Origin of the sequence: Streptomyces sp. NPDC020845 (genome assembly GCF_044334165.1) — a bacterium.
In the GTDB taxonomy this organism is placed as follows: Bacteria; Actinomycetota; Actinomycetes; order Streptomycetales; family Streptomycetaceae; genus Streptomyces.
In genome coordinates, this window is sequence record NZ_JBIRSJ010000005.1 from 33,966 (window position 1) to 43,629 (window position 9,664).

Annotated in this window: 14 protein-coding genes; 12 read left to right on the top strand and 2 right to left on the bottom strand. The window is 71.8% G+C overall.

Translation table 11 applies throughout. The annotated features are described in order from the left end of the window. Nucleotides 1–43: 43 nt before the first annotated feature. Entirely contained in the window at nt 44–1,429 is a 1,386-nt protein-coding gene (locus ACH4U7_RS13075) for an MFS transporter (RefSeq protein WP_398528035.1), read from the bottom strand. Nucleotides 1,430–1,659: 230 nt separating this feature from the next. Here ACH4U7_RS13075 and ACH4U7_RS13080 point away from each other — a divergent pair, with 230 nt between their 5' ends. From ACH4U7_RS13080 to ACH4U7_RS13120, 9 genes are all read left to right on the top strand, one after another. Beyond that, nucleotides 1,660–2,445, top strand: a complete 786-nt coding sequence (locus ACH4U7_RS13080) for a FadR/GntR family transcriptional regulator (RefSeq protein WP_398528036.1) — start codon at nt 1,660–1,662, stop codon at nt 2,443–2,445. A 149-nt stretch (nt 2,446–2,594) separates the two neighbouring features. Further along, complete coding sequence (gene gvpO / locus ACH4U7_RS13085) at nt 2,595–2,906, top strand: gas vesicle protein GvpO (protein WP_398528037.1); 312 nt, start codon at nt 2,595–2,597, stop codon at nt 2,904–2,906. 68 nt (nt 2,907–2,974) lie between these two features. Then, entirely contained in the window at nt 2,975–3,472 is a 498-nt protein-coding gene (gene gvpJ / locus ACH4U7_RS13090) for a gas vesicle protein GvpJ (RefSeq protein WP_398528038.1), read from the top strand. A 4-nt stretch (nt 3,473–3,476) separates the two neighbouring features. Next, complete coding sequence (locus ACH4U7_RS13095; RefSeq protein ID WP_398528039.1) at nt 3,477–4,238, top strand: GvpL/GvpF family gas vesicle protein; 762 nt, start codon at nt 3,477–3,479, stop codon at nt 4,236–4,238. Between the two features lies 1 nt (nt 4,239). Beyond that, entirely contained in the window at nt 4,240–4,491 is a 252-nt protein-coding gene (locus ACH4U7_RS13100) for a gas vesicle protein GvpG (RefSeq protein WP_398528040.1), read from the top strand. 7 nt (nt 4,492–4,498) lie between these two features. Then, on the top strand, nt 4,499–4,861 hold the full coding sequence (locus ACH4U7_RS13105) for a gas vesicle protein (RefSeq protein WP_398528041.1): 363 nt from the start codon (nt 4,499–4,501) through the stop codon (nt 4,859–4,861). Next, nucleotides 4,858–5,721 carry a GvpL/GvpF family gas vesicle protein gene (locus ACH4U7_RS13110; RefSeq protein ID WP_398528042.1) on the top strand — a complete coding sequence of 288 codons (864 nt, stop codon included), beginning with the start codon at nt 4,858–4,860 and terminating at the stop codon, nt 5,719–5,721. The genes ACH4U7_RS13105 and ACH4U7_RS13110 overlap by 4 nt, the downstream gene beginning before the upstream one ends. Then, nucleotides 5,718–5,942 (top strand): gas vesicle protein, encoded by a 225-nt coding sequence (locus ACH4U7_RS13115; protein WP_398528043.1) that lies wholly within the window; start codon nt 5,718–5,720, stop codon nt 5,940–5,942. The genes ACH4U7_RS13110 and ACH4U7_RS13115 overlap by 4 nt, the downstream gene beginning before the upstream one ends. Further along, nucleotides 5,939–6,220 carry a gas vesicle protein K gene (locus ACH4U7_RS13120; RefSeq protein WP_398528044.1) on the top strand — a complete coding sequence of 94 codons (282 nt, stop codon included), beginning with the start codon at nt 5,939–5,941 and terminating at the stop codon, nt 6,218–6,220. The genes ACH4U7_RS13115 and ACH4U7_RS13120 overlap by 4 nt, the downstream gene beginning before the upstream one ends. A gap of 35 nt (nt 6,221–6,255) precedes the next feature. Here the strand turns inward: ACH4U7_RS13120 and ACH4U7_RS13125 are convergent, their stop codons facing one another. Further along, nucleotides 6,256–6,645: a VOC family protein gene (locus ACH4U7_RS13125; RefSeq protein ID WP_385619141.1), complete on the bottom strand. Its 390-nt coding sequence runs from the start codon at nt 6,643–6,645 to the stop codon at nt 6,256–6,258. A gap of 119 nt (nt 6,646–6,764) precedes the next feature. Between ACH4U7_RS13125 and ACH4U7_RS13130 the strand changes: the two genes are divergently transcribed. Genes ACH4U7_RS13130 through argJ form a run of 3 tightly spaced genes read left to right on the top strand, consistent with a single transcriptional unit; the run spans nt 6,765 to nt 9,604 of the window. Next, nucleotides 6,765–7,892, top strand: a complete 1,128-nt coding sequence (locus tag ACH4U7_RS13130; protein WP_398528045.1) for a MerR family transcriptional regulator — start codon at nt 6,765–6,767, stop codon at nt 7,890–7,892. Nucleotides 7,893–7,902: 10 nt separating this feature from the next. Then, nucleotides 7,903–8,340, top strand: coding sequence for a hypothetical protein (locus ACH4U7_RS13135; protein ID WP_398528046.1), 438 nt, complete (start codon nt 7,903–7,905; stop codon nt 8,338–8,340). Between the two features lie 55 nt (nt 8,341–8,395). Further along, entirely contained in the window at nt 8,396–9,604 is a 1,209-nt protein-coding gene (gene argJ, locus ACH4U7_RS13140; RefSeq protein ID WP_398528047.1) for a bifunctional glutamate N-acetyltransferase/amino-acid acetyltransferase ArgJ, read from the top strand. Nucleotides 9,605–9,664: the final 60 nt, after the last annotated feature.

Genomic DNA, 9,664 nt, shown 5'->3' on the forward strand with positions numbered 1-9,664 from the left:
TCCGGGCCACGGGTGTGAGATCGATACGTGCCGGCCGGGCGGGTCAGTGCCCGGTCGTGATCAGCTCCTGCTCCGCGTCCGCGGCCTGTGGCAGGGGCCGGGTGGAGAGCCAGACCATCAGGACGGCCGACAGGAGCATGAAGCCGCCGACGACGAAGAGCGGGAGGTAGTAGGAGCCGCTGAAGTCCTTGAGCCAGCCGGTGATGTAACTGGCGGCGAAGCCCGCGACATTGCCCATCGTGTTGATCAGGGCGATACCGGCGGCCGCGGCGGCTCCGGTGAGGAACTGGGACGGCAGCGACCAGAAGGTGGGCAGGGCGGCGAAGATCGAGCACGCGGTGACGGTGATGACCGCGATGGTCGCGCTCGGGGAGCCCATGTAGAGGGCGAGCGGGATGCTGATCCCGCCGACCGCGGCCGGTCCCGCGACATGCCAGGCGCGCGTCCCGTGCCGGGTGGCGTGCCGGGACCAGAAGAACAGGGCGATGGCGGCGGGGAGGTACGGGATGGCGGTGATCAGGCCCTTGTCCAGCACGGAGAACTTGGTGCCGTACTGGTCCTCGAAGCCGCTGATGATCGTGGGGAGGAAGAACGCCAGGGCGTAGAGGCCGTAGATGAAGCCGAAGTAGACGAGGGAGAGGACCCAGACCCGGCCGTTGGTGAACGCCGCCTTGAGCGCGCCGCGCCCGCCGTGCCCGGGGGCCTTCCCCTGCCCGCCGTCCGTCTTCGTGCCGTTCTCGCGCGCCAGCTCGGCCGTGAGCCAGTCCTTCTCCTCCTGGGTCAGCCACTTGGCATCGGCCGGCCGGTCGATCAGATAGAACCAGGCGATGATGCCGAGCAGGATCGCGGGGACGGACACGCCGAGGAACATGAAGCGCCAGCCGTCCAGGCCGAACGCCCCGTGCTGGTTGATCAGCAGCCCGGCGAGCGGGGCGCCGATCACCGTGGTCAGCGGCTGGGCCAGGTAGAACAGCGCCAGGATCTTGGTGCGGTGGCGGGCCGGGACCCACTGGCTGAGGTAGAGGATCGCACCGGGGAAGAAGCCCGCCTCGGCGACGCCGAGCAGAAAGCGCAGCCCGTACAGCTGCCCGGTGCTCTGCACCCAGGTGAACAGCAGGGAGACGATCCCCCAGGTGACCATGATCCGGGCCAGCCAGCGGCGGGCGCCGAACCGGTGCAGGGCCATGTTGCTGGGCACTTCCAGCAGGATGTAGCCGATGAAGAAGACGCCGGAGGCCAGTCCGAACTGAGCCGCCGAGAGGCCGAGGTCATCGCCCATGCCGTTGGGCTCGGCGAACGAGACCGCGGTCCGGTCCAGGAAGTTCACGAAGAACATCAGGGCGACGAAGGGGACGAGACGCCGCGCGACCTTCTTGACGGCCGATCTCTCGACGTCCCGTATGACGGGGGATGGGGCGACAGTGCCCATGGCGGCTCCTGACTGAGCGGACGGCTTTGTCCTGCGGGGTGGCTACACGCTAGGCCACGTTCCGAAAATTGGTCACCAATTAACCAAAGTGATGTGTGTCGCTTTTGAAACTCTTGACGGGCGGCCCTCCAGCGCTTAGGTCAGCACTGCCGCCCCGGGCCGTCGCCGCTGGTGATGTACTAGGGGGTCGGTATGTCCGAGGACCCGAGTCCATGAGGGGAAAACGCCACGTGAGCGCCGAGCCCGACCAGCCGAACTTCACCGCGCTGCTGCGCCCGGTCGTCCGGGAGTCATCGGTCAGCGAGGTGGCCAAGCGGCTGCTGGACCACCTCTCCGAGGGCCACCTGAAGCCCGGCACCCGGCTGCCCGCCGAGCGCCAGCTGGCCGAGGCGCTCAATGTCGCCCGTTCCAGTGTGCGGGGTGCGCTCTCGGCGCTCGATGTGCTCGGCATCATCGAGATCCGCCCCGGCTCCGGCTCCTACGTACGCGCCGGGACGTCGGAGTTCCTGCCCCGGGCCATCAACTGGGGGCTGATGCTCGGCCAGCGCCGCACCCACGACCTGGTCGAGGTGCGCACCTTCATGGAGGCCATGTCCGCCCGGCTGGCGGCCGAGCGCGCCGAGGACACGGACGTCGAACGGCTCGAGGCGCATCTGGAGCGGATGCGGGAGGCGGGCGGCGACGTCACGGCGTTCATCGACGCCGACATCGCCTTCCACCTGGAGACCGCCACCATCGCGCGCAACACCGTCCTCAGCGACATCCTCCACAGCATCCGCTCGCTGCTCCAGGTGTGGATGGAGCGCGCGGGCGACATCGAGGGCACGGTGGCCGGGACGCTGAAGGAACACGGCGCGATCCTCCAGGCCATCCGCGACCGCGATCCGCAGGCGGCCGAGCGGGCCATGGCGGATCACATGCAGTGCGCGAGCGAGCGGCTGTGGTCCTCGCTGAGCGCGGAGGAGGGCGGAGCTTCGGGCGGGGCTCCGGGCGGAGCTTCGGGCGGCGGCGCGTAGGGGGCGCGTAGGCAGCCACCGGACGGGCGGTGCGTCGCTCGTACGCGAGCGGCGACAGCTCGTACGTACGCGGGGCCGGGCGGGGCGGGCCACCGTATTGGCCCATCTCAAAGCGCGGCCGAACCCGCCATGCGCCCAGACTGATGCACATGGCAGAGCGAGAGCGGCACACCTCTCCCCCGAAGGCGGACCGCGCACCCCGCAGGACCGGCGCGGCGGAAGCGGCCGCCCGCGCCAGCGAACGGCTCGCCGCTCTGATAACCCACCCCGCCGAGGGCGTCAGTGCCGTGTGCCGGGTCGAGGACGGCTGGCGCGTCAGCGTGGACGTCGTGGAGGTCGCCCGGATCCCCGACACGACCAGCCTGCTGGCCACCTACGAGGTGGACATCGACGAGCGCGGTGAGCTCCGTGAGTACCGGAGAGTCCGCCGCTATCGGCGCGGCTCGGCCGACGACTGCTGACCGGCCGGGCCAGGCCGGGCGAGCCCGGCCGGCGCCCAGGGCCGAGCCATCGAAAGGACGCTCCGATCATGGCCCCCACCTACGCCCCCACCCACACCGACGACGTCGTCTGCATCTCCCGCTCGGGCAACCTCTACGACGTCCTCGAACTCATCCTCGACCGCGGCATGGTGATCGACGTCTTCCTCCGGGTCTCCCTGGTCGGCATCGAGATCCTGAAGGTCGACGCCCGGATCGTCGTGGCGAGCGTGGACACGTACCTCCGCTTCGCCGAGGCCTGCAACCGCCTGGACCTGGAATTCGACCGCAGCAGCACGACCGTGCCCGAACTGCTGGGCGCGGGCAAGGCCGGCCTCGGCAAGAAGGTGGCCAAGAAGTCGGCCAAGAAGGCGGTGGAGACCGTGGGCGGCAAGGTCAAGAAGGCCGTGACCGGCCGTGACGAGGAGGACGAGAACGAGGACGAGGAGGAGGACCGGGACGAGGACCGGTACGAGGAGCGCCGCCCGCAGCGGGGGCGCCCGCCCGCCCGCTCCCGCCACCGCCGTACCGAGGACGAGGAGGACTGACCCCATGGCCGCACAAGGCGTGTACGTCTACGGCGTCGTCCGCGCCTCCCACCCGGTGCCGCCCGGCCGCACCGGGGTGGGCGCGGATCCGGCCCCGGTCCGTACGCTCCGCGCCGGAGAGCTGGCCGCCGTGGTCAGCGACGCCCCGCCCGGCCTGCGCGCCAAGCGGCGCGACCTCCTCGCGCACCAGGACCTGGCGCTGGCGCTGGCGGCGGACGGCCCGGTGCTGCCCATGCGCTTCGGGATGATCGCCCCCGACGAGGCTTCGGTGCTGGGCCAGTTGACCGCCTCCGAGCGTGCGTATCTCACCGCGCTCGACCGTCTGGACGGCCGGATCGAGATGAACCTGAAGGCCATGCCGGTCCAGGCCGGGCTGCCCGCGCTGGTCCGGGAGAACCCCGAGGTGGCCAGGGCGCGCGCCGCCGCCCGCCGGTCCCCGGGGTACGAGGCCAGCGTGCGGCTCGGCGAGGCCGTGGCGCGGGGGCTGTCCGGCCGGGCCGCCGCCGCGTCGGCCGCGGTGGTCGCCGAGCTGTCCGCGGTGGCGGTGGAACAGGTGCGGGGGCCGGAGGTGCCGGGGTGTGTGCTCAACGTCTCCTTCCTCCTCGACCGGTGTGCGGAGGTACGGTTCCGGACCGTGGTGGAGCGCTTCGCGGCGGCCCACGGCAGCCATGTCGAGCTGCGCCTCACCGGGCCGCTGCCCTGCTACAGCTTTGTGGACCCCGCCCCGGGCACCCCCCGGCGTGACCCCGTCCCGAGTGGAGCGTGACATGGGCTTGCTGAGCGGGCTCGTCCTCCTCCCCATGGCGCCGGTCCGGGGCGTGATCTGGATCGCGGACTGCCTGGTGGACGCCGCGGAGCACGAGCTGCACGACCCGGCGGTCCTGCGCACCAGGCTCGCCGAGCTGAACGAGGACCTGGACGCGGGGGTGATCAGCCCCGAGGAGTTCGAGCGAGAAGAGGACCGACTGCTGGACCTGTTGGAGCGGTCGGTCCCGTCCCTACCCGTGAGGCACCGGTGAGGCGGCCGTGATTGATCCCGAGCTGACGGGCAGGACCCCCCTGGGCACGGCCCCGCCCACCGCCAACCTCGCCGAGATCCTGGAACGGGTGCTCGACAAGGGCATCGTCATCGCCGGCGACATCAAGATCGACCTGCTCGACATCGAACTGCTCACCATCCGGCTCCGGTTGTTCGTGTCGTCGGTCGACACCGCCCGCAGGGCCGGAATCGACTGGTGGGAGACCGATCCGGCGCTCTCCTCCCGCGCCGCGCGCGACGCCCTCGCCGAGGAGAACGCACAGTTGCGCAGCCGCCTGGAGGCGCTGGAATCCGGCGGCGACGTGGGGGAGCTGAGCCCCGTCGGCGGTGAGGAAAGGAGGGACGGATGACGTCCGAGCAGCACAACGAGCAGTCCCCCCAACGGCCCCCCGAGCGGACCCGCGAGCAGACGCCCGGTCAGCTCCCCACGGTCACCTACGCCTTCGCCGTCTGCCGACGGTGTGACCCCGCCGCCCTGGTCGGGCTCCCGGGGCTCGACGACGCCGCCCCGGTCCGTACGCTCGCCGCGGGCCCGCTCACCGCCGTGGTCCAGGACGTGTCCGCCGTCGACTTCGCGGAGGACGCCCTGCGGCAAAGGCTCACCGACCGCGACGAGCTGGAGCGCTGCGCCCGCGCCCACCATGAGGTGATCATGGCGGCGTCGGCCGTCACACCGACCGTGCCGCTGCCCTTCGCCACGCTCTATCTCGGCGACGCACGGGTCCGCGCCGCCCTGCGCGAGAAGGAGGAGTCCTTCCTCGCCGCCCTCGGCCGGTTCACCGGCCGCGTCGAGTGGGGGGTTAAGGTCTACACCGCCCCCGCACCCCCGGCCTCCTCCCCCGCTCCCTCCCCGACACCCGGCGCCGCGGCGGGCGGCGGGCGGGCCTATCTCGACCGCGTACGCAGCCGGCACCAGGGCCGCGAGCAGCGCCAGAACGAGGCGCTCCAGGGCGCGGAACGGGTGGACGCGGTGGTACGCGGCCTCGCCGTGGCCGCCCGGCGGCTGCGCCCGCACGGGGTCGAGGTCACCGGGGCGCACCGCACCCACGTACTCAACGCCGCCTACCTGATCGACAGCGCCCGCGAGAGCGAACTGCGCGCCGCGCTGGAAGCCCTGCGCCGGGAGGAGACGGCCGTCCAGATCGAGCTCTCGGGCCCGTGGGCCCCGTACTCCTTCGCCGACGGACCCGACGGGGGCGTCCCCCGATGACCATCGCCACCTGGGGAACCGGCCCCGCGGAAGCGCACGGACCGATCGGTGTGCCGCTGGTGGACCTGCTCGACCGGGTGCTGGCCACCGGGGTCGTCATCAGCGGCGACGTGGTCATCGCCATCGCCGAGGTGCCCCTCGTACGCCTCTCCCTGCACGCCCTGCTCTCCTCGGTCAACGAACGCGTCCCCGCCCCCTGGACCGACGGCGGCCCGCTGTGACCGGCGGCGGCAGGGTCGACCTCGACGCCGACACGGTGGGCCGCGACCTGGTCGCCCTCGTCCTGACCGTCGTCGAACTCCTTCGACAGCTGATGGAACGCCAGGCCCTGCGCCGGATCGACGCCGGCGGACTCGGCGACGAGCAGATCGAGCGCATCGGCACCACGCTGATGCTCCTGGACCAGCGCATGGCGGAGCTGTGCGCCCAGCACGGCCTGCGCCCCGAAGACCTCAACCTGGACCTCGGCCCGCTGGGCACACTGCTCCCCCGAGACTGAATCACCGCAGGGACTGAATCACCGCAGGGACTGAATCACTGCACGATCATGAACTTGTTGCCGTCCGGGTCACGGAAGCTGAACATCGGCGGCACGGGGTCGCCCCATCGCTGGACCTCCTCGTCCGCGTCGACACCGCGGTCCCGCAGCGCGGCATGGTCGGCGTCGATGTCCTCACTGGTCAGAATGATGCCGGTCTCGACGCCCGGCGACTGCCCCTCCATCGGCAGGACCAGCGAGATCGCGGCCGCGCCGCCGACCGGCGCCACCTCGATCCAGCGGTGGCCGTCGCCGAAGGGGACGTCCGCGCGCTTCTCGAAGCCGAGCGTGCCGACGTAGAAGTCCAGCGCCCGGTCCTGGTCGGACACCGGAACGGCCACCCTGCCCAGCTCGGTGATGCGGGTGCCCTTGGTGCTGTCGGTCATGATGATCTCCCTACGGAATGGTGCTGCTTGTAGGACCGCCCGGCCCGACGGAACTCATCGCCTCCCCCGCGAGGAGTTTTCTTGACCTTCAAGCCGCATGAAGCCCAACAATCACGCCCATGGACGACAAGGACGCTGCCGAGAACGTCGGAGGCACCGAGGGCCTGCTGAGCATCGGCGCCTTCGCCCGGCGGGTGGGGCTGGCGCCGAGCGCGCTGCGGTTCTACGGCGACTGCGCGGTGCTGCTCCCCGCCCACGTGGACACGGCGACCGGCTACCGCTACTACGCCCAGGCGCAGCAGCCGCGCGCCGCGCTGCTGCGCCGGCTGCGGGAGGCCGAGCTGCCGCTGGTCGATGCGACGGCCGTGCTGGACGGGCCGTACGAGGAGGCCCGCGAGGTGCTGCGGGCTCATCTGGGCCGGACGAGGGAGTCGGCCGCGGCGGCCCGCGCGGCGCTCGAGGAGATCCTGCGCGCGCTGCCCGGGGGCACCCGCCGCGCCGAGGTCAGCATCGGCGGGGCCGAGCTGGCGGGCGCGGTGCGGCAGGTGGGCTCGGCGGTGGCGGCGGGTGCGGCCCGGGAGGAGTTCCCGGTGCTCGGCCGCGTACTGGTCGAGATCGACGGCGAGGAGTTCCGGCTGGTGGCCACGGACCGCTACCGGCTGGCCGTACGGGCGCTCCGGCCGCTGTCGATCGCGGGCGAGCCGTGCGAACTGCTGTTGGACATCGACGAGTTGACGGAGACGGCGGCCTGGGCCCGGCGGCTGCCCGAGGTGACCGTGGAGGTCGAGGGGCGGCAGGCCCGCGTACGGGGCGGCGGCGAGTGCCGGGAGCTGGTGGGCTCCGACGAGGTGTTTCCCGCATACCGGATGGTGCTGGACGACCTCGGGGCCGCCCGGCACCGGGTGATCGCCGACCGGGGCGGGCTACGGCGGGCCGTCGCGGACCGCCTGGACACCGGCCACCGGGCGATCACCCTCACCGCCGCCGGGGACGACCTCCTGATCTCACCAGAGAAACCCGAGAACCCCGAAGAACCCGGCGCGACCGCGCTGCGCGCGATCTGTACGGGGCCGCCACTGCGGATCGCCTTCGACCCCGGCGTCCTGCTGCCTGCGCTCGACGCGAGCGTCGGGCCCGATGTGCTGCTGGAGGTCGCCTCCGAGGCCCGGCCTGTCGTCGTCCGCTCCGCCGACCAGGGGAGCTTCACCACCCTGGTCATGCCGGTCCGCGGCACGACCACCACCTAGAAAGGGCCGAATGACCGTGGATCCCGAGAACCCCGTCGTCCGCCTGTGCGTCCAGGGCATGACCGCCGAGGCCGAAGGCAGGAACGAGGACGCCCGCGCCCTGTTCCAGCGGGCCTGGGACACCGCTGCCGACGACTACGAGGCCTGTGTGGCCGCCCACTATCTCGCCCGTCACCAGCCGACCCCCGAGGGGACGCTGCACTGGAACCAGCAGTGCCTGGACCGCGCCGACGCAGTGGGCGACGACCGTGTCCGAGGCTTCCACGCCTCCCTGCACCTGACCATGTTCACGGCGTACCGGGCGCTCGGCGAGCCCGACAAGGCCCGCGAACACCTCGCGCTGGCCGCCGCCCGCGTCGACGACGTACCGGAAGGTCCGTACGGCGACGGGATCCGCTCCGCCATCGCGGAGGCACTGCGCGCGGCCGGGGCGTCGTCCGGGCTCTGAGCGACCGTGAAATATCCGCTGGACCGACCCGACCATCGATGCAAATATATTCAATATGCAGAATAGTCATGCACCTCTGGTATCCCTTGGTGCCTCCGCCCCGCCGGCCTGGCCTCTCGGCTTCCACGCCTACACCGGCCACGGCGGCATCCGCGACAGCGGCGACGACATCTCGATCATCGCCTCGGACCGGCCCGCCGTCAGCGCCGCGATGTTCACCCTCAGCCGCTTCGCGGGCCCGGCCGTGGTGCTCAGCCGCCGGCATGCCGCCGGACGGCGGCTGCGGGCGGTGGTCACCCTGGCCCAGAACGCCAATGTGGCCACCGGCAAGGAGGGGGAGCGGAACGCCGCCGAGGTGGTCGAACGCGTCGCGGGGATTCTGGGGGTCGCGGAGAGCGAGGTGCTCATCGGCTCCACCGGGGTGATCGGGCGCCCGTTGCCGATGGACGCCATCCGTACGCATCTGGACCAGCCGCATCTCGCCCAGGGCGCCGCCGCCTTCGACGCCGGGACCGAGCGGGTGGCCCGGGCGATGATGACCACCGACACCCGGCCCAAGACCAGTGCGCGCTCGGTCGGGGCGGCGCGGATCGTCGGCGTCGCCAAGGGCGTCGGGATGCTGGAGCCCAATATGGCCACGATGCTGGCCTATCTCTTCACCGACGCCGCTATCGCACCCGATGCGCTGGACGCCGCGCTGCGCGGGGCGGTGGACCGCAGCTTCAACTGTCTGAGTGTGGACACCGACACCTCGACCTCCGACACGGTGGCCGTGCTCGCCAACGGCGCGGCGGGGCCGGTCGACCAGGTCGAGTTCGCCGCCGCGCTCGCCGAGGTGTGCCTGGATCTGACCCTGCAGATGGCCATGGACGGGGAGGGCGCCACCAAGCTGCTCCGCGTCACCGTCGACGGGGCGGGGGACCGCGCACAGGCCAAGCGGGTGGCGAAGAGCGTGGTGAACTCGCCGCTGGTCAAGACGGCCGTGCACGGGGCGGACCCCAACTGGGGGCGGGTCCTGATGGCCATCGGCAAGAACACCGACGACACCGACATCGAACCGGCCAAGGTGAGCGTGCGCTTCGGCGGCATCGAGGTCTACCCAGAGGAGCCCGAGGCGGACACCCTGGACCGGCTCACCGAACTCATGCGGCAGAGCGAGGTCGACATCTCGGTCTCCCTGGGCCTCGGCGAGGCCGCCGCCACCGTCTACGGCTGCGATCTGTCGGCGGGCTACGTACGCGTCAACGCCGACTACACGTCCTGACACGAGGCTTCGCAGCCCAAAAGCGCCCGGCCCGGCGCGCTCTCTTCGAGCGCGCCGGGC

Coding starts and splice junctions, on each gene's coding strand:
- argJ (WP_398528047.1), top strand. CDS start 8,396: ATGCAGAATAGTCATGCACCTCTGGTATCCCTTGGTGCCTCCGCCCCG.
- gvpJ (WP_398528038.1), top strand. CDS start 2,975: ATGGCCCCCACCTACGCCCCCACCCACACCGACGACGTCGTCTGCATC.
- ACH4U7_RS13135 (WP_398528046.1), top strand. CDS start 7,903: ATGACCGTGGATCCCGAGAACCCCGTCGTCCGCCTGTGCGTCCAGGGC.
- ACH4U7_RS13110 (WP_398528042.1), top strand. CDS start 4,858: ATGACGTCCGAGCAGCACAACGAGCAGTCCCCCCAACGGCCCCCCGAG.
- ACH4U7_RS13100 (WP_398528040.1), top strand. CDS start 4,240: ATGGGCTTGCTGAGCGGGCTCGTCCTCCTCCCCATGGCGCCGGTCCGG.
- ACH4U7_RS13115 (WP_398528043.1), top strand. CDS start 5,718: ATGACCATCGCCACCTGGGGAACCGGCCCCGCGGAAGCGCACGGACCG.
- ACH4U7_RS13130 (WP_398528045.1), top strand. CDS start 6,765: ATGGACGACAAGGACGCTGCCGAGAACGTCGGAGGCACCGAGGGCCTG.
- gvpO (WP_398528037.1), top strand. CDS start 2,595: ATGGCAGAGCGAGAGCGGCACACCTCTCCCCCGAAGGCGGACCGCGCA.
- ACH4U7_RS13075 (WP_398528035.1), bottom strand. CDS start 1,429: ATGGGCACTGTCGCCCCATCCCCCGTCATACGGGACGTCGAGAGATCG.
- ACH4U7_RS13095 (WP_398528039.1), top strand. CDS start 3,477: ATGGCCGCACAAGGCGTGTACGTCTACGGCGTCGTCCGCGCCTCCCAC.
- ACH4U7_RS13125 (WP_385619141.1), bottom strand. CDS start 6,645: ATGACCGACAGCACCAAGGGCACCCGCATCACCGAGCTGGGCAGGGTG.